Here is an 18,374-nt window from a genome sequence, read left to right as displayed (position 1 = left end):
GGTGGGGCTCGCTCTGGGCGACATCGTCGCGGAGCTCGGCGGCGAACTGCACGGCGACCCGGGCCTGGTGATCGAGGCCCTGGCTCCCCTCGAATCGGCTTCTGCGCAGCAGCTGAGTTTCCTCAGCAACCCTCGCTATCAATCCCAGCTGGCGAGCACCCAGGCGGGCTGCGTCATCGTGGCGCCCACGCAGCGTGCGGCTGCCCAGGCGCGGGGCGCTGCCATCGTGGCGCCCGATCCCTACCTCTATTTCGCCCGTCTCACACGTCTGTGGAAGCGCAAGGTGCTGGGCGCTGGCTTCTCGCCAGGCATTCATCCGAGCGCGGTGGTCGATCCCGGTGCGTTCGTCGATCCACAGGCGCGCATTGGCCCGCTGTGCGTGGTCGAACGTGGCGCACGCATCGGCTCCGGCACCGAGCTGAAGTCGCGCGTGACCGTCAATGAAGACTGCGTCATCGGCGAGCGCTGCATCCTGCACCCCGGCGTGGTGATAGGCGCCGACGGATTCGGGATTGCGCGGCACGAAGGAGCCTGGGAGAAGATCGAGCAGCTCGGTGCGGTGCGCATCGGCAACGACGTCGAGATCGGCGCCAACACCTGCATCGATCGCGGCGCGCTGGCCGACACCGTCATCGAAGACGGGGTGAAGCTCGACAACCTCATCCAGATCGGCCACAACGTGCGCATCGGCCGCCACACGGCCATGGCGGGTTGTGCGGCCGTGGCGGGCAGCGCCACCATCGGCGCCCACTGCACCATCGGCGGGCGCGCCGGCATCCTGGGGCACCTCACCATCGCCGACCACGTGCACATCTCCGCCACCTCCCTGGTGACCCGTTCCATCCACAAGCCGGGCCACTACACCGGCATCTTTCCCCTCGACGAGAATGCCGCCTGGGAAAAGAACGCGGCGACGCTGCGCCACCTCCATGCCCTGCGCGAGCGGGTCAAGGCTCTCGAGAAAAAGCAACCATGATGGACATCCACCAGATCCTCAAACAGCTGCCGCACCGCTATCCCATCCTGCTGGTGGACCGCGTCGTGGCGCTCGAGAAGGGCAAGAGCATCCGCGCGCTGAAGAACGTCACGATCAACGAACCTTTCTTCACGGGGCACTTCCCGCATCGCCCCGTGATGCCGGGCGTGCTGATCCTCGAAGCCATGGCGCAGGCGGCGGCGCTGCTGTCGTTCGCCACGCAGGGCGTCACGCCGGACGACAAGACGGTGTACTACTTCGCCGGCATCGACGGCGCACGTTTCAAGCGGCCTGTCGAGCCGGGCGACCAGCTGGTGATGGACGTCACCCTGGAGCGGGCGAAAGCGGGCATCTACAAGTTCAAGGGAGTGGCCCGGGTGAACGAAGAGGTGGCCTGCGAGGCCGAACTCATGTGCACCATGCGCCGCATCGACTGACGGCATGATCCATTCCACGGCACTCGTCGCCGAAGGCGCGCAGATAGACGCCTCGGTGTCCATCGGCCCCTATTCGGTGATCGGGCCGCACGTGTCGATCGGCGCAGGCACCACCGTGGGTCCGCACTGCGTCATCGAGGGTCACACGACCATCGGCCGCGACAACCGCATCTTCCAGTTCGCGTCGCTGGGCGCGATTCCGCAGGACAAGAAGTACGCCGGCGAACCCTGCGAGCTGGTGATCGGCGACCGCAACACCATCCGCGAGTTCTGCACCTTCAACATCGGCTCCCCCGGCGGCGGCGGCATCACGCGCGTGGGCAACGACAACTGGCTGATGGCGTACGTGCACCTGGCGCACGACTGCATCGTCGGCGACCACACCATCTTCGCCAACAACACGCAGCTTGCCGGCCACGTGGAGGTCGGCGACTGGGTGATCCTGGGCGGCTTCACCGTGGTGCACCAGTTCGTGCGCATCGGAGCGCACGCCATGACCGCCATGTGTTCGCTGCTCTTTGCCGACCAGCCGCCTTTCGTCATGAGCCAGGGCCAGCCCGCGCAGGCCCGCTCCATGAATTTCGAAGGACTGCGCCGCCGCGGCTATTCCCCCGAGCGCATCGCGGCCGTGAAGGCCATGCACAAGGCGCTCTATCGCGACGCACTCACCCTCGCCCAGGCGCAGGAGCACATCCGTGCACTGGCCGACCGCACTCCCGAAGCCCGCACCGAGGTGGCGCTCATGCTCGCCTTCCTCGAGGGCGTTTCCCCCCAGCGCGGCATCGTGCGATGACGCCCGCGCCCTGTGTCGGCATGGTCGCCGGCGAGGTCTCGGGGGACCTGCTCGCCGGGCTCCTGCTCGCCGACATGCGCCAGCGGTGGCCGCAGATGCGCGCCGGCGGCATCGGCGGCCCGCGCATGGCTCGCCAGGGGTTCGAGTGCTGGTGGCCCTACGAGAAGCTTGCGGTACGCGGTTATGTGGAGGTGCTGCGGCACTACCGCGAGATCGTCGGCATCCGGCGCCAGCTGCGAACCCGGCTGCTGTCGGCGCGGCCCGATCTGTTCATCGGCGTCGATGCCCCCGATTTCAACCTCGCGCTCGAAGCAGATCTCAAGGCGGCCGGCATTCGGACGGTGCACTTCGTCTGCCCTTCGATCTGGGCCTGGCGCGCCAAGCGCGTGCACGCGATCCGCCGCAGTGTCGATCACCTGCTGTGCATTTTTCCGTTCGAGCCGGAGCTGCTTGCGCGCAACGGCATCGCAGCCACCTATGTCGGCCACCCGCTCGCGGCCGTCATCCCGCAGGAGCCCGACCGCGCGGCAGCCCGCCGGGCGCTGGGGCTCGCGCCCGACGCGCAGGTGCTGGCGGTGTTGCCGGGCAGCCGCGCCTCGGAAGTGGCGCATCACGCCGAGCCCTTCCTGCGTGCGGCGTTGGCGGTACAGCGCGCCCGACCCAGGCTGCAGGTGGTGGTGCCGGCGCTGCCGGCGCTGCGCCCCGCCATCGAGCGCGCGGCCCGAACGGCGGGGCTTGAACAGGGCTTCACGATCCTGGATGGCCGCTCGCACGAGGCGCTGGCGGCCTGCGACCTCACGCTGATCGCCAGCGGCACCGCCACTCTGGAGGCGGCCCTTTTCAAGCGGCCGATGGTGATCGCCTACCGCATGAACGCCCTCAGCTGGCAGATCATGCGGCGCCAGGCCCTGCAGCCCTGGGTGGGCCTGCCCAACATTCTTCTGCGCGACATGGCGGTGCCCGAACTGTTGCAGCACGACGCCACGCCGCCCAGGTTGGCACAGGCAGTGTTGGACTGGCTGGACGACCCTGCCAGAATGGCGGCCGTCCAGACCCGATTCGATGCGCTGCACCACGAGCTGCGGCGCGACACGGCCCGACTCGCCACCGATGCCATCCAGCAAGTCCTCCACGCCTGAAGCGGCGGCACCCCGCAGCCGCAAGTCCGCCCCCGCCAAAGTCCAGCGCCGGCTGGACTGGGACCCTGTCGGCCTGGTGTGCGGCGTCGATGAAGCGGGCAGGGGGCCGCTGGCGGGGCCGGTCGTTGCGGCCGCAGTCATCCTCGACGACAGCCGGCGCATCCGCGGCCTCGCCGACTCCAAGGTGCTGACTCCGCTGCAGCGCGACCGCCTCTACGACCAGATCCGCGACAAGGCCTTGTGCTGTTCGGTGGCCGAGGCCAGCGTCGAGGAAATCGACAGCCTCAACATCCTGCACGCCACCATGCTCGCGATGAAGCGCGCCGTGGAGGGCCTGCGGCTGCGGCCGGCCAAGGTGCTGGTGGACGGCAACCGCCTGCCCCAGATCGACGTACTGGCCGAGGCGGTGATCGGCGGCGATGCGCTCGTCAAGTCGATCTCGGCGGCGTCGATTTTGGCGAAGGTGCACCGCGACCGCCTCTGCGCGCAGCTGCACGAGGAGTTTCCGCACTACGGCTTCGCCACGCACAAGGGCTACAGCACGCCCGAGCACCTCGAGGCGCTGCGCACGCATGGTGCGTGCCGGCACCACCGGCGCTTCTTCGCACCCGTGGCTGCGGCTCTGGGCCGCCAGCTCGCCGGCGAGATCGACGATCCCGGCAGGCTGGCCGCGTGAGCGATCCGGTGAGCGAGCCTGGCCTCACCCGCATCAGCTCGCGCGACAACGCGTGGCTCAAGCAGCTGCGGCGCCTGGCCCACGAGAGCGGCGCCAGTCGCCGCCTGGGACAGGCCTGGCTGGAAGGCGACCATTTGTGCAGGGCGCTTCGTGCGCGGGGCATCCAGGCCGAGGCCGTAGTTTTTTCCGAAAGTTGCTGGGACCGCGAGCGAGCGTCCGACTGGAGCGACGCGGCGGCGCGGCTGGTCATCGTGCCCGACGCCCTGTTCCAGGGCCTGAGTGCACTCGAGTCTCCGGCCGCGATGGGCTGTGTCATTGCGCTGCCTTCGGCACCGCAGCTGCAGCCGGGCGCCGCCACCGTGGTGCTCGATCGTCTCCAGGACGCCGGAAACGTCGGCGCCATCCTGCGTTGCGCGGCCGCCTTCGGCTTCGGCCAGGTGATCGCGCTCAAGGGCACGGCCGGCCTCTGGTCGCCGAAGGTGCTGCGCGCCGGCATGGGTGCGCACTTCGGCCTGCGGCTTATCGAGGGCGCCGACGCATCCGCCCTGGACGACCTCCGCGTGCCGCTGCTCGCGACGAGCTCGCACCAGGGCGAGCTGCTGCACCGCAGCGCGCTGCCATGGCCTTGCGCGTGGGCCTTCGGGCACGAAGGGCAGGGCGTTGGTGCCGCCCTGGCCGCCCGCGCCGGCGGGCACATGCGGATCGTTCAGCCGGGCGGCGAGGAGTCGCTCAACGTCGCCACAGCGGCCGCCATCTGCCTGCACGCCAGCGCCGCCGCGCTCGAGTCGCGCCAGGGTGGCTCCGTGCCCGCTTGAGGGCACCTGGAGCGGCCGCCGCGCGCCCGCCGCGAAGCTCCCGCGCGCTCGGCCGTCACCTGCCCGAAGGCTATAATCAGCGGCTTTCCCGCAAACCCGTACGCCTAGCGCAGTCGCGACTTATTCCCTGAACAAAAGCAGCTTCGAGCGCGCGCTCGATGCGCGTTTGGGCGTACCCGACATTCATCCGGAGATCCCAGTGCTTTTGTCTCAACAGGCTTCCCAGCCTCCCGCCATCCTGGCGCTCGCAGACGGCACGGTCTTTGTTGGCATTTCGATCGGGGCCCACGGCTCCACCAGCGGTGAGGTGGTGTTCAACACCTCGCTCACCGGCTACCAGGAAATCCTCACCGACCCGAGCTACGCCCGGCAGATCGTGACGCTCACGTATCCGCACATCGGCAACTACGGCGTCAACGAAGAGGACGTCGAAGCCGGCAAGGTCCATGCTGCGGGCCTCATCATCCGCGACCTGCCGCTGGTCGCGTCCAATTTCCGCGAGAGCCTCACGCTTTCGGAGTACCTGCGACGCGAAGGCACCGTCGGCATCTCCGACATCGACACCCGCAAGCTCACGCGCATCCTGCGCACCAAGGGCGCGCAGAACGGCTGCATCCTCGCGCTGCAGCCTGGCCAGGAGGCCTCGCCGGCCGCGATCGAGCAGGCGCTCGCCGAAGCCCGCAAGGCGCCCGCGATGGCCGGCCAGGACCTCGCCAAGGAAGTCTCCAGCCGCGAGTCCTATGAGTGGACCGAAACCGAATGGCAGCTGGGCAGCGGCTACGGCAAGCTCGAGAACCCGCGCTACCACGTCGTCGCCTTCGACTACGGCGTGAAGAAGAACATCCTGCGCATGCTGGCCGAGCGTGGCTGCAAGGTCACCGTCGTGCCCGCGCAGACGCCTGCCGCCGAAGTCCGGAAGCTCAACCCCGACGGTGTCTTCCTCTCCAACGGCCCCGGCGATCCCGAGCCCTGCGACTACGCCATCGAGGCCACCCGCGAACTGATCGAGGACGGCGTGCCCACCTTCGGCATCTGCCTGGGCCACCAGCTGATGGCGCTGGCCTCGGGCGCCAAGACCTTCAAGATGAAGTTCGGCCACCACGGAGCCAACCATCCGGTCAAGGACCTCGACAACGGGCGCGTTTCCATCACCAGCCAGAACCACGGCTTCGCGGTGGACGAAAGCAGCCTGCCGGCAAACCTGCGCCCCACGCACGTGAGCCTGTTCGACGGCACCCTGCAGGGCCTGGCCCGCACCGACAAGCCCGCCTTCTGCTTCCAGGGCCACCCGGAAGCCTCGCCCGGTCCGCACGATATCGACTACCTGTTCGACCGCTTCACGGGCCTGATGGACCAAGCAAAGAAGTAAGCAATGCCCAAGCGCCAAGACATCAAGAGCATCCTCATCATCGGCGCCGGCCCGATCATCATCGGCCAGGCCTGCGAGTTCGACTACTCCGGCGTGCAGGCCTGCAAGGCGCTGCGTGAGGAGGGCTACAAGGTCATCCTGATCAACAGCAACCCCGCCACGATCATGACCGACCCGGCCACGGCCGACGTCACCTACATCGAGCCCATCACCTGGCAGACGGTCGAGAAGATCATCGCCAAGGAGCGGCCCGACGCGATCCTGCCGACCATGGGCGGACAGACGGCGCTGAACTGCGCGCTGGACCTGTGGCGCCACGGCGTGCTGCACAAGTACAAGGTCGAACTGATCGGTGCCACGCCCGAGGCCATCGACAAGGCCGAGGATCGCCAGAAGTTCAAGGAGGCCATGACACGCATCGGGCTGGGCTCCGCGCGTTCGGGCATCGCGCACTCGCTCGACGAGGCCTGGGCAGTGCAGAAGACGGTGGGCTTTCCGGTCGTGATCCGCCCGAGCTTCACGCTCGGCGGCACCGGCGGCGGCATCGCCTACAACCCCGAGGAATTCGAGACCATCTGCAAGCGCGGCCTGGAGGCCTCGCCCACCAACGAACTGCTCATCGAAGAGTCGCTGCTCGGCTGGAAAGAGTACGAGATGGAGGTCGTGCGCGACAAGGCCGACAACTGCATCATCGTCTGCTCCATCGAGAACCTCGATCCGATGGGCGTGCACACGGGCGACTCCATCACCGTCGCGCCGGCCCAGACGCTGACCGACAAGGAATACCAGATCATGCGCAACGCCTCGCTGGCGGTGCTGCGCGAGATCGGCGTCGATACCGGCGGCTCGAACGTGCAGTTCTCGATCAACCCGCAGGACGGGCGCATGATCGTGATCGAGATGAACCCGCGCGTCTCGCGGTCCTCGGCGCTCGCCTCCAAGGCCACCGGATTTCCCATCGCGAAGGTCGCGGCCAAGCTGGCCGTCGGCTACACGCTCGACGAGCTGCGCAACGAGATCACCGGCGGCGCCACGCCCGCGAGCTTCGAGCCCAGCATCGACTACGTCGTCACCAAAATCCCCCGTTTCGCGTTCGAGAAGTTCCCGCAGGCCGACAGCCGCCTGACCACGCAGATGAAGTCGGTGGGCGAGGTCATGGCGATGGGCCGCACCTTCCAGGAGAGCTTTCAGAAGGCGCTGCGCGGCCTCGAGGTCGGCGTCGATGGCATGAATGAAAAGACCCAGGACCGCGAGGTGCTGGAGCGCGAGCTTGGCGAGCCCGGCCCCGAGCGCATCTGGTACGTCGGCGACGCCTTCGCCGCCGGCTGGAGCGTCGAGGAGGTGCACGACCTCACCAAGATCGACAAGTGGTTCCTGGTGCAGATCGAGGAGATCGTCAAGATCGAGCTCGAGCTCGACAAGCTCACCGACACCGCGGGCCAGGGCGCACTCGCCTCACTCGACGCCAAGACGCTGTGCTTTTTGAAGCGCAAGGGCTTCTCCGACCGCCGGCTGGCCAAGCTGCTCAAGACCACCGACAAGGCGGTGCGCGAGCAGCGCAAGGCGCTGGGCGTGCGCCCGGTCTACAAGCGCGTGGACACCTGCGCTGCCGAGTTCGCCACCGACACCGCCTACATGTACTCGACCTACGAGGACGAGTGCGAGGCCGAGCCGACGAACAACAAGAAGATCATGGTGCTCGGCGGCGGCCCGAACCGCATCGGTCAGGGCATCGAATTCGACTACTGCTGCGTCCACGCGGCCCTCGCCCTGCGCGAGGACGGCTACGAGACCATCATGGTCAACTGCAACCCCGAGACCGTCTCGACCGACTACGACACCTCCGACCGCCTGTACTTCGAGCCACTCACGCTCGAAGACGTGCTGGAGATCGTCGATAAGGAAAAGCCGGCCGGCGTCATCGTGCAGTACGGCGGACAGACCCCGCTGAAGCTCGCGCTCGGTCTGGAAGCCGAGGGTGTGCCCATCATCGGCACCAGCCCCGACATGATCGACGCCGCCGAAGACCGCGAGCGGTTCCAGAAGCTGCTGCACGAGCTCGGCCTGCGCCAGCCGCCCAACGCCACGGCCCGCACCGAAGCCGAGGCGCTGGAGAAGGCCGCCGCGCTCGGGTATCCGCTCGTGGTGCGCCCGAGCTACGTACTCGGCGGCCGCGCGATGGAGATCGTGCACGAGCAGCGTGACCTCGAGCGCTACATGCGCGAAGCCGTGAAGGTCTCGCATGACTCGCCGGTGCTGCTGGACCGCTTCCTCAACGACGCCATCGAGTGCGATGTCGATTGCCTGTCCGACGGTCAGCGCACCTTCATCGGCGGCGTGATGGAACACATCGAGCAGGCCGGCGTGCACTCCGGCGATTCGGCCTGTTCGCTGCCCCCGTACTCGCTGTCCAAGGCCACCGTGGACGAGCTCAAGCGCCAGACCGCCGCGATGGCCAAGGCACTGAACGTGGTCGGCCTCATGAACGTGCAGTTCGCGATCCAGGAGATCGACGGCAAGGACGTGATCTACGTGCTGGAGGTCAACCCCCGCGCCTCGCGCACCGTGCCCTACGTGAGCAAGGCCACCGGCATTCCGCTGGCCAAGGTGGCGGCGCGCTGCATGGTGGGCCAGTCGCTCGAGTCGCAGGGCATCCGCGACGAGGTGACGCCGCCGTATTTCAGCGTCAAGGAGGCTGTGTTCCCCTTCGTCAAGTTCCCGGGCGTGGACACCATCCTGGGTCCGGAGATGAAATCCACCGGTGAGGTGATGGGCGTCGGCAAGACCTTCGGGGAAGCTTTCGTCAAGAGCCAGATCGGTGCCGGAACGCGCCTGCCGCTTCCGTTCACGGACGACGGCAAGCCCACCGGCAAGGTGTTCCTCACGGTGAAGAACAGCGACAAGCCGCGCGCGGTGGATGTGGCGCGTCAGCTCGCCGAGATGGGCTTCGAACTGGTCGCCACCAAGGGCACGGCCGCCGCCATCAGCGCGGCGGGCATCGCCTGCCAGAGCGTGAACAAGGTCACCGAAGGCCGCCCGCACGTGGTGGACATGATCAAGAACGATGAGATCGTCATGGTGGTCAACACCGTGGAAGAGCGGCGCAACGCAATCGCCGATTCGCGCGCGATCCGCACCTCCGCACTGCTGGCCCGCGTCACCACCTTCACCACCATCGCCGGCGCCGAGGCGGCGGTCGAGGGCATGAAGGCGATGGAGAACCTGGGCGTGATTTCGGTGCAGGAAATGCATGCGCAGCTGAGCTGAGCTGCGCACGTCACAAGGGCCGAACGCAAGTGTGCGTTGGGCCCTTGCTCCGTCTGAGGCTGAATCAGCGGCCGGCGCTGCGTGGTCGCAGTCGCCGCAATTGCTGCTTGCGACTTCATCTCCCGCTTTGCCGAAGGTCGCGACCGCGCGGACCAGGTCCGGATGTCGATCACCACGTCCTGCGCTGCTTAGGCGGCATGCTCCGGATGCCTGACGCCAACGGTTTCGCCCGGCGGACGGTGTGCCCGATCCTCATCCCCTCACGTCGCATGCGCCGACACCGACACCCCAGCCGCAAGGCCGACCATCCGCTTTGGGCATAATCAGCCTGTACACCGCCGGCTGGCAACTGCCGGCGGTTTCGCTTTTGGATCCAGCAATCTGCAGAGAACATGGCCACCATCCCCATCACCACCCGCGGCGCCGAAAAACTGAAGGCCGAACTCCACCGGCTCAAGACCGTGGACCGCCCCAACGTGATCAACGCGATCTCCGAGGCCCGTGCCCAGGGCGACTTGTCCGAGAACGCCGAATACGACGCCGCCAAGGATCGCCAGGGCTTCATCGAAGGTCGCATCCAGGAAATCGAAGGCAAGCTGGCCGCAGCGCAGGTGATCGATCCCTCCACCCTCGACGCCGCGGGCAAGGTGGTGTTCGGCGCCACCGTCGATCTCGAGGACGAGGACACCGGCGACCACGTGACCTACCAGATCGTCGGCGAGGACGAAGCCGATCTGAAGCTCGGGCTGATCAACGTCTCCAGTCCGATTGCGCGTGCGCTGATCGGCAAGGAAGCGGGCGACAGCGTCGAGGTGCAGGCACCCGGCGGCCTCAAGCATTACGAGATCACCGGCGTGCGCTACGCCTGAGGCGTGCAGTGCAGGGGCGTGAGCGGCTGGCGTTGATGGCGGCTGCCCTCTGGTGGGGCAGTCTCACGACCGTCGGCTTCCTGGTCGTTCCCATGCTTTTCGCGTACCTGCCCAGCCCCGCTCTCGCAGGCGGTACGGCGGCCCGGCTGTTTTCAGCACAGACCTGGGTGACGCTGGCCTGTGGAATGACCTTGCTGCTCGCTGTGCGCCGAGAGGCCGCCGCGCCGCAGGCCTGGGCCGCCGGCGCGGGCGGTGCGCTGCCCCTGGTCGTCGCCGGCCTGCTGCTGGCTTTGCTTATCGAGTTTGCGGTGGCTCCGCGCATCGTTGCGCGGGAAAACCTGCGGCTGTGGCACGGCGTCGGCACGGCCCTGTATGCCCTGCAGTGGCTGTGTGCGGGCGCGGTGCTGTGGAAGCTCGGTGGGCGGCGCGGGCCGCTGCCATAGGCAAGCGTCTCACGTCGGACCTGCCCTCAGCCCAGCCGTCCCTTCTTCACCGACTTCTGCTTGGGCTTGGCTCGCTTGACCTGGCCGCCCGGGGTGAGGCGCTGGTTGCCCAGCACCCGCATCGTCTTGACCTCGGGCCGCTGCCCACCGCGCTTGCTGTACTTGAGGACCTTGAACTCGCGCGGGCCGGGTTTGCGGTCTTCGTCTTCGGCGCGTTCCTTCTTCGGCTTCGGCCGCCACAGCACCAGCAGCTTGCCGATGTGCTGGATGGGGGCGGCATTCAGCTCGTCGGCGAGCTGCTGGTAGATCGCCTCGCGTTGCGCGCGATCGTCGCCGAGCACCCGGATCTTGATGAGCCCGTGTGCATTCAGCGCGGCATCGCACTCCTTCGTGACGGCGGGTGTGAGGCCGTCGTTGCCGATCATGACCACGGGGTCGAGGTGGTGGGCTTCGGCGCGGTGCGCCTTGCGCTCGGCGATGGACAGTTCGATGGCGGACATAAGCCGCCTATTATCGCCACGGCGACCCGGTGCAATCCGGCGAGCCGCTGGCACCCTGAAAGAAGTGATGAAGGTCAAAACCAAAAGCAAGAAGGTCAACAAGGCGTGGCTGAACGATCACGTCAACGACCCCTACGTGAAGCTCGCGCAGCGCGAGGGATACCGTGCCCGCGCTGCCTACAAGCTCAAGGAGATCGATGAGACGCTGGGGCTGATCCGCCCAGGCCAGGTGGTCGTCGATCTCGGCTCCAGCCCGGGCGCCTGGAGCCAGTACGTGCGCCGGGCGCTGGCGCCCCAGGGCGCCGCCGCCGGAGCCCTCGACGGCACGATCATCGCGCTCGACATCCTGCCGATGGAACCCGTCGAAGGTGTGCTCTTCCTGCAGGGCGACTTCCGCGAGCCCGAGGTGCTGCAGCAGCTCGAAGCGCTACTTGCCGGGCGCGCCGTGGATGTGGTCGTGTCGGACATGGCGCCCAACCTGTCCGGGATCGAGTCGGCTGATGGCGCGCGCATCGCGCATCTTGTCGAGCTGGCGGTGGAGTTCTCCGCGGCCCATCTCAAGCCCGGCGGTGCGCTTGTCACCAAGGTCTTCCATGGCAGCGGCTACAGCCAGTTGGTCAAGTTGTTCAAGGAAACTTTCCGTGTCGTGAAACCTCTCAAGCCCAAGGCGTCGCGCGACAAGTCCTCGGAGACTTTCCTCGTAGGCATCGGGCTGAAGTCGGCGGGTTGAGATCGCATTTAGGGTATTCCCCAGGCGCTCGCCGCCTACGAAGCCTGTAGCCATTTCGAATCGAGGGCTGGCTTGAAAGCCCTAGAATGAGCCGCAAGTAGCCCATGAATCCAAGCAAGCAGCAGGGTGGCAAGGTGCCCGAGTACTCTTCCCGGAGACTGAGTTGAACAATCAGTGGTTTTCCAAAGTGGCCGTGTGGTTGGTGATCGCCCTCGTGCTGTTCACCGTTTTCAAGCAGTTCGACACGCGCGGCGCTGCCGGAGCCAACATGATCGGTTATTCGGACTTCCTCGAGGAGGTCAAGAACAACCGCATCAAGAGTGCCGTGATCCAGGAAGGGCCGGGCGGTACCGAGATCGTGGCTGTCACCAACGAGGACCGCAGGGTGCGCACGACCGCCACCTACCTCGACCGCGGTCTCGTCGGCGACCTGATCGCCAACAACGTCAAGTTCGACGTCAAGCCGCGCGAAGAAGGCTCGCTGCTCATGACGCTGCTGGTCAGCTGGGGTCCCATGCTGCTGCTGATCGGCGTCTGGGTGTACTTCATGCGGCAGATGCAAGGCGGCGGCAAGGGCGGTGCCTTCAGCTTCGGCAAGAGCAAGGCACGCATGCTCGACGAGAACAACAACCAGATCACCTTCGCCGACGTCGCGGGCTGTGACGAAGCCAAGGAAGAGGTAAAGGAAGTCGTCGATTTCCTCAAGGACCCGCAGAAGTTCCAGAAGCTCGGCGGGCGCATCCCGCGGGGACTGCTGCTGGTCGGCCCTCCCGGAACGGGCAAGACGCTGCTGGCCAAGGGCATTGCGGGCGAAGCCAAGGTGCCGTTCTTCAGCATCTCCGGTTCGGATTTCGTCGAGATGTTCGTCGGCGTGGGCGCGGCCCGCGTGCGCGACATGTTCGAGAACGCCAAGAAGAATGCGCCCTGCATCATCTTCATCGACGAGATCGACGCTGTCGGCCGCCAGCGCGGCGCTGGGCTCGGCGGCGGCAACGACGAGCGCGAACAGACGCTCAACCAGATGCTGGTCGAGATGGACGGCTTCGAGACCAACCTCGGCGTGATCGTCGTGGCCGCGACCAACCGCCCCGACATCCTCGACGCTGCGTTGCTGCGCCCCGGCCGCTTCGACCGCCAGGTTTATGTGCAGCTGCCGGACATCCGCGGCCGCGAGCAGATCCTGAACGTGCACATGCGCAAGATCCCGATCGGTACCGACGTCAACGCGAGCATCATCGCCCGCGGCACGCCCGGCATGTCCGGCGCCGACCTGGCCAACCTCTGCAATGAAGCCGCCTTGATGGCCGCTCGCCGCAATGCCCGCGTCGTCGAGATGCAGGACTTCGAGAAAGCCAAGGACAAGATCTTCATGGGCCCCGAGCGCAAGAGCATGGTCATGCCCGAGGAAGAGCGCCGCAACACGGCCTACCACGAGGCTGGCCACGCCATCATCGGCAAGCTGCTGCCCAAGTGCGATCCGGTGCACAAGGTCACCATCATCCCGCGCGGCCGGGCGCTCGGCGTGACCATGAGCCTGCCGGCCCAGGACCGCTACAGCTACGACCGCGACTACATGCTCAACCAGATCAGCATGCTGTTCGGCGGGCGTATTGCCGAAGAGGTGTTCATGAACCAGATGACCACCGGCGCCAGCAACGACTTCGAGCGCGCCACGCAGCTCGCCCGTGACATGGTCATGCGCTATGGCATGACCGACGCTCTGGGCCCGATGGTCTATGCCGAGAACGAGGGCGAGGTGTTCCTGGGCCGCTCGGTCACCAAGACCACGAACATGAGCGAGCAGACCATGCAGAAGGTCGATGGCGAAGTGCGCCGCATCATCGACGATCAGTACGCCCTGGCACGCAAGCTGATCGAGGACAACAAGGACAAGATGCACGCGATGGCCAAGGCGCTCCTCGAGTGGGAAACCATCGACGCCGAGCAGATCGACGACATCATGGCCGGCAAGCCGCCGCGCCCCCCGCGCGACTTCACGCCGCGCACGCCGCCTTCGGGCGGTGATTCCGGCGGCGCCCCGGTGGCCGACCCGGCACCGCACGCAGCCTGATTCGCGCCCGCCGCACGACAATTCGCTGCACAAGAGCCCCGGCATGTGACACATGCCGGGGCCTTTTTTCTTTAGAACCGAGGGCATGCAACTTCTGCGCTTGGTGGCCGGCGAACTGCGGGCCGAGATCGTTCCTGAAGTCGGCGGCGCGCTGGCCGGGTTCTGGACCGAAGGCGGTGGACATCGCCGCACGCACTGGCTGCGCCACACGGACGAACAGTCGGTGACTGTGGCCAACCCGCTGGGCATGGCCAGCTTTCCGCTGGTGCCCTTCTGCAACCGCATTCGCAACGGCCGCGCAAGCTTCGAGGGGCGCGAGATCCGGTTTCCTCCGAACCATCCGGCCAAGCCGTCGCCGCATCCGCTGCACGGCATCGGCTGGCAGCGCCCGTGGGTGGTGGACGGCGTCAGCCGGCATGCGGTCGATCTGAGCTTGCAGGTCGATGCCAGCGAGGCCTGGCCCTGGGCCTTCCTCGCGCAGCAACGCTACGAGCTCGACGAGCGCGCGCTGCGCGTCACCATCAGCATCACCAACCAGGACGATGCGGCCATGCCCGCCGGCATCGGGCACCACCCCTACTTTCCGCACACGCCGGGAACGCGGCTGACCAGCCCCGCGGCGGCGATGTGGCGCACCGATGCCGAGGTGATGCCGGTCGCGCTGGACACCGGGGATGTGGTGGACCGGCTGCGGGCCGGCGCTCTGCTGGGCGAGCTCGTGCTGGACAACAATTTCGTGGGTTGGGAGCACTCGGCCCGCATCGACTGGCCCGCCGATGCAAACGGCCCGGTGCGCAGCCTGGTCATGCGCGCCGACGAGGTGTTCGGCTTCTTCGTCGTGTATTCGCCGCATGGTTCGGACCACTTCTGCGCCGAGCCGGTCTCGCAGTGCACCGATTGGCTCAACCTGCTGCCGCGCTTCGGCCATGGGGTATTGGGCGGCGCCCGCCTCACACCGGGCGAGCGGCTGGCGGCGAGCTTCACGCTGATACCTTCGCTGGCGTGAGTCGCGCCGCCTGCCCTCGCGGCGGCAGCGAGAATCGCGGCCATGCATCCACCGAAGCACTCCTGGCAGACCACGCGCTTTCGCATCGAGCTCGCCCAGCCCAGGGTGATGGGGATCGTGAACCTCACCCCCGACTCGTTCTCCGACGGAGGACACCACGCCGAGCCCGCCGCAGCGCTCGCCCGGTGCGAGCGGCTGCTGCAGGACGGCGCCGACATCCTGGACCTCGGTGCCGAATCGACCCGCCCGGGCACGCCGCCGGTGCCGCTCGACGAAGAGCGGCGGAGGCTGCTGCCGGTGCTGCGCGAAGCGCTGCGCCTGGGTGTGCCGATTTCCGTCGATACCTACAAGCCCGAGCTGATGCGGGAGGCCTTGGGGCTGGGCGCCGACATCGTCAACGACATCTGGGCTCTGCGGCGGCCGGGGACGCTCGACATCGTCGCGAGCAGCGGATGCGGCGTGTGCCTGATGCACATGCACGGTGAGCCGCAGACCATGCAGCGCGCGCCGCTGGAGGGCGATCCGCTGCCGCCGGTGCGCGCCCTGCTGCGCGCCGCAACAGCAGACCTGCGCGCGCGCGGTGTCGCGCCCGAGCGCATCGCCTGGGATCCGGGCATCGGTTTCGGCAAGACGCCGGCGCAGAATTTCGCGCTGCTGGCGCGCCAGCACGAGCTGCTGGCGGACGGCCACCCGCTGCTGGTCGGCTGGTCGCGCAAATCGTCGCTGGGCGGCGCCACCGGGCTGGCCGTACAGGAGCGGATGGTGCCCAGTGTGGCCGCCGCCCTGCTGGCCGTGGAGCGGGGCGCCAGCATCGTGCGTGTGCACGATGTCCGTGAGACCGTGGCGGCGCTGCGCGTGCGCGCCGCCGTGCTGGCCCAGCTGACGGCCGAAGCAGGACAATCGGTGTCATGACTCGTCAATTTTTCGGTACGGACGGCATCCGCGGCACCGTCGGCCAGCCTCCCATCACCCCGGACTTCGTTCTGCGCCTGGCGCATGCGGTCGGCCGTGTCCTCAAGCGCAGCGAAGCGCGCCCCACGGTCCTCATCGGCAAGGACACGCGGATCTCGGGCTACATGCTCGAGAGCGCGCTCGAGTCGGGCTTCAACTCCGCCGGCGTGGACGTGGTGCTGCTCGGGCCGCTGCCTACGCCCGGAGTGGCCTATCTCACGCGCGCGCAGCGCGCCAGCCTCGGCGTGGTGATCAGCGCCAGCCACAACCCGTTCGAAGACAACGGCATCAAGTTCTTCAGTGCTCAGGGCGCCAAGTTGTCGGACGCGTGGGAGCAGGACGTCGAGGCCATGCTGGAGCAGCCGCCGGCCTGGTCCGACTCTGCCAACCTGGGCAAGGCCCGGCGCCTCGACGACGCGGCCGGCCGCTACGTCGAGTTCTGCAAGAGCACCTTCGATCCGCACCTCACGCTGCGCGGCATGAAGGTCGTGGTCGATGCGGCGCACGGCGCGGCCTACCAGATCGCACCGCTGGTCTTCCACGAACTCGGCGCCGAGGTGCAATGCATCGGATGCGCGCCCGACGGGCTCAACATCAACCGGGAGGTCGGTGCGACCCACCCCGAGGCACTCGCCCAGGCGGTTCGCGAGCACGGTGCCGATCTCGGCATCGCACTGGACGGTGACGCCGACCGCCTGCAGCTCGTCGATGGCTCGGGCCGCATCTTCAACGGCGACGAACTGCTCTACGTCATGGTGGCGGACCGGCTCGCGCAGGGGGAGGCCGTCGCGGGCGCGGTCGGCACCCTCATGACCAACATGGCGGTCGAGCTCGCGCTGCGCGAGCGCGGGCTGGAGTTCGTACGCGCCAAGGTCGGCGACCGCTATGTGCTCGAGGAACTCCATCGGCGCGGCTGGCTGCTCGGCGGCGAGGGATCGGGGCATCTGCTTGCGCTGGACAAGCACACCACGGGCGACGGCCTCGTGAGCGCGCTGCAGGTCCTCAAGGCCTGTGCGCGCAGCGGCAAGCCGCTGGCCGGCCTGCTGGAGGGCGTGCAGCTGTTCCCGCAGGTGCTGCTGAACGTGCGTTTGAGGCCAGGCCAGGACTGGGCCGCCAGCGCCGGGCTCGCGGACACCCGGCGCAGCGTGGAGGCGCAGCTGGGCACAACGGGGCGCGTCCTCATTCGCCCGAGCGGCACCGAACCGCTGCTGCGCATCATGGTCGAGGCGCCCTCCGAGGCGCTGGCGCAGGACAGCGCCCAGCAACTCGTGCGCGCAGTCCAGGAGGGTTGAAGCGCCGCGCGGGCGCGTCCTCAGGGCGGGCAGGCGGCAAGTTGGTGGAGAACACCGTGGCGCAGGGCCCCATGCGCCTGCTCCATCGCGTCGATCTCGAATAGAACGAACACCGCCAGCAGCACCGCAAGCCCTCCGCCGATCACGGGCCGGAGATCGTCCGTCAGCCCGTCGAATCGGACCCGCTCGGCGTGCCCATCGACGAGCAGGCGCGCGCGCAGCCACTGCAGGCTCTCGCGCGTGATCTGCCCCGGGGGCCAGCCGCAGGCGCTGAGCACTCTGGCGACGGCGCCGACGGTGCCCGAGGCGCCGTAGGCCTGGTCCCAGCCCTGTTGACGATACCGGTCCGCGGCTCCTGCAAGCACCGCCTTCGCGGCTCCTTCAGCGCGGTCGAAGGCTGCGTCGGTGAACGCGCCCGTGGGGAAGTACTGCTGCGACCAGGACACGCTGCCCACGCGCAGGCTGTCGGTCAGCGCCGCCTCGAACCCCTTTCCGAGGATCAGTTCAGTGGACCGGCCGCCGATATCGACCACCAGGCGGCGCTCGTCCGACTTCGGCAGCAGGTGCGCGACCCCGGCATAGATCAGCCTGGCCTCTTCGCGACCGTCGAGCACCTCGATGGGAAAGCCGAGCACCTCGCGCGCCCGCGCCAGGAACTCGTCGCGGTTGCGTGCCTCGCGCAGGGTTTGCGTAGCCACGGCACGCACGCGCACCTGCGGAAATTCCTGCAGCCGTTCGGCAAAGCACGCCAGGCACTCCAAGCCGCGCTGCATGGCCGGCTGCGTGAGCCGCCGGGCGGAGTCGAGCCCGCCGCCCAGCCGGACCGTTTCCTTGGCGTACGCGACGCGTTCGATGAGGCCGCGTTCACTGCGGCCGATCTCGAGCCGGAAGCTGTTCGAGCCGAGGTCGATCGCAACGAGGTGCATTCGGTCGTCCATACGCGGTCCAGGTCAGCACGGTCGGGAGGGCAGGGCAGGGCAGGGTAGGCAGCGGCAGTGACAAGGTCGTGACAACCGCATGACGAGATCTGCCGTGCTGGG

General features: G+C 67.8%; 16 protein-coding genes and 1 pseudogene. 15 read left to right on the top strand and 2 right to left on the bottom strand.

Translation table 11 applies throughout. From position 1 onward, the window contains the following. Position 1 precedes the first annotated feature (1 nt). The 10 genes from lpxD to WG922_RS06375 all read left to right on the top strand — a co-directional run bounded on the left by lpxD (position 2) and on the right by WG922_RS06375 (position 10,784). Complete coding sequence (gene lpxD, locus WG922_RS06420; protein ID WP_340281463.1) at positions 2-976, top strand: UDP-3-O-(3-hydroxymyristoyl)glucosamine N-acyltransferase; 975 nt, start codon at positions 2-4, stop codon at positions 974-976. After that, positions 973-1,413, top strand: a complete 441-nt coding sequence (gene fabZ / locus WG922_RS06415; protein ID WP_340281461.1) for a 3-hydroxyacyl-ACP dehydratase FabZ — start codon at positions 973-975, stop codon at positions 1,411-1,413. The genes lpxD and fabZ overlap by 4 nt, the downstream gene beginning before the upstream one ends. 4 nt (positions 1,414-1,417) lie before the next feature. Beyond that, the gene (gene lpxA / locus WG922_RS06410) at positions 1,418-2,206 is read left to right on the top strand and encodes an acyl-ACP--UDP-N-acetylglucosamine O-acyltransferase (RefSeq protein WP_340281459.1); all 789 of its coding nucleotides are present in this window, start codon (positions 1,418-1,420) and stop codon (positions 2,204-2,206) included. Then, complete coding sequence (gene lpxB, locus WG922_RS06405) at positions 2,203-3,345, top strand: lipid-A-disaccharide synthase (protein ID WP_340281458.1); 1,143 nt, start codon at positions 2,203-2,205, stop codon at positions 3,343-3,345. The genes lpxA and lpxB overlap by 4 nt, the downstream gene beginning before the upstream one ends. Continuing rightward, a complete protein-coding gene (gene rnhB / locus WG922_RS06400; protein ID WP_340281457.1) occupies positions 3,317-4,021 on the top strand; it encodes a ribonuclease HII in 705 nt (234 codons plus the stop codon). Before lpxB ends, rnhB begins: the two co-directional genes overlap by 29 nt. Then, positions 4,018-4,836, top strand: a complete 819-nt coding sequence (locus WG922_RS06395; protein ID WP_340281456.1) for a TrmH family RNA methyltransferase — start codon at positions 4,018-4,020, stop codon at positions 4,834-4,836. Before rnhB ends, WG922_RS06395 begins: the two co-directional genes overlap by 4 nt. A 199-nt stretch (positions 4,837-5,035) precedes the next feature. After that, the gene (gene carA, locus WG922_RS06390; RefSeq protein WP_340281455.1) at positions 5,036-6,205 is read left to right on the top strand and encodes a glutamine-hydrolyzing carbamoyl-phosphate synthase small subunit; all 1,170 of its coding nucleotides are present in this window, start codon (positions 5,036-5,038) and stop codon (positions 6,203-6,205) included. Positions 6,206-6,208: 3 nt separating this feature from the next. Next, entirely contained in the window at positions 6,209-9,472 is a 3,264-nt protein-coding gene (gene carB / locus WG922_RS06385; protein WP_340281454.1) for a carbamoyl-phosphate synthase large subunit, read from the top strand. A 392-nt stretch (positions 9,473-9,864) separates the two neighbouring features. Further along, positions 9,865-10,341, top strand: a complete 477-nt coding sequence (gene greA / locus WG922_RS06380; protein ID WP_340281452.1) for a transcription elongation factor GreA — start codon at positions 9,865-9,867, stop codon at positions 10,339-10,341. Positions 10,342-10,376: 35 nt separating this feature from the next. After that, positions 10,377-10,784 (top strand): DUF4149 domain-containing protein, encoded by a 408-nt coding sequence (locus WG922_RS06375; protein ID WP_340281451.1) that lies wholly within the window; start codon positions 10,377-10,379, stop codon positions 10,782-10,784. Positions 10,785-10,810: 26 nt separating this feature from the next. Here WG922_RS06375 and WG922_RS06370 read toward each other — a convergent pair whose 3' ends face one another. Further along, positions 10,811-11,284, bottom strand: a complete 474-nt coding sequence (locus WG922_RS06370; protein ID WP_340281450.1) for a YhbY family RNA-binding protein — start codon at positions 11,282-11,284, stop codon at positions 10,811-10,813. 67 nt (positions 11,285-11,351) lie between these two features. Between WG922_RS06370 and WG922_RS06365 the strand changes: the two genes are divergently transcribed. The 5 genes from WG922_RS06365 (at position 11,352) to glmM (ending at position 17,334) form a co-directional block, all read left to right on the top strand. Next, positions 11,352-12,014 carry an RlmE family RNA methyltransferase gene (locus WG922_RS06365; RefSeq protein ID WP_340281448.1) on the top strand — a complete coding sequence of 221 codons (663 nt, stop codon included), beginning with the start codon at positions 11,352-11,354 and terminating at the stop codon, positions 12,012-12,014. A gap of 163 nt (positions 12,015-12,177) precedes the next feature. Beyond that, a complete protein-coding gene (ftsH, locus tag WG922_RS06360) occupies positions 12,178-14,085 on the top strand; it encodes an ATP-dependent zinc metalloprotease FtsH (protein WP_340281447.1) in 1,908 nt (635 codons plus the stop codon). An 85-nt stretch (positions 14,086-14,170) separates the two neighbouring features. Next, a complete protein-coding gene (locus tag WG922_RS06355; protein WP_340281446.1) occupies positions 14,171-15,091 on the top strand; it encodes an aldose 1-epimerase in 921 nt (306 codons plus the stop codon). Positions 15,092-15,133: 42 nt separating this feature from the next. Further along, positions 15,134-16,003: a dihydropteroate synthase gene (gene folP / locus WG922_RS06350; RefSeq protein ID WP_340281445.1), complete on the top strand. Its 870-nt coding sequence runs from the start codon at positions 15,134-15,136 to the stop codon at positions 16,001-16,003. After that, on the top strand, positions 16,000-17,334 hold the full coding sequence (gene glmM / locus WG922_RS06345) for a phosphoglucosamine mutase (protein WP_340281444.1): 1,335 nt from the start codon (positions 16,000-16,002) through the stop codon (positions 17,332-17,334). The genes folP and glmM overlap by 4 nt, the downstream gene beginning before the upstream one ends. A gap of 38 nt (positions 17,335-17,372) precedes the next feature. Here glmM and WG922_RS06340 read toward each other — a convergent pair. Then, a pseudogene (locus WG922_RS06340) lies at positions 17,373-18,272 on the bottom strand (Ppx/GppA phosphatase family protein); the annotation flags it as partial. Positions 18,273-18,374 lie beyond the last annotated feature (102 nt).

The organism is Ramlibacter sp. AN1015 (assembly GCF_037726105.1).
Taxonomy (GTDB): domain Bacteria; phylum Pseudomonadota; class Gammaproteobacteria; order Burkholderiales; family Burkholderiaceae_C; genus Ramlibacter.
This window is presented reverse-complemented; position numbering and strand designations above follow the sequence as displayed.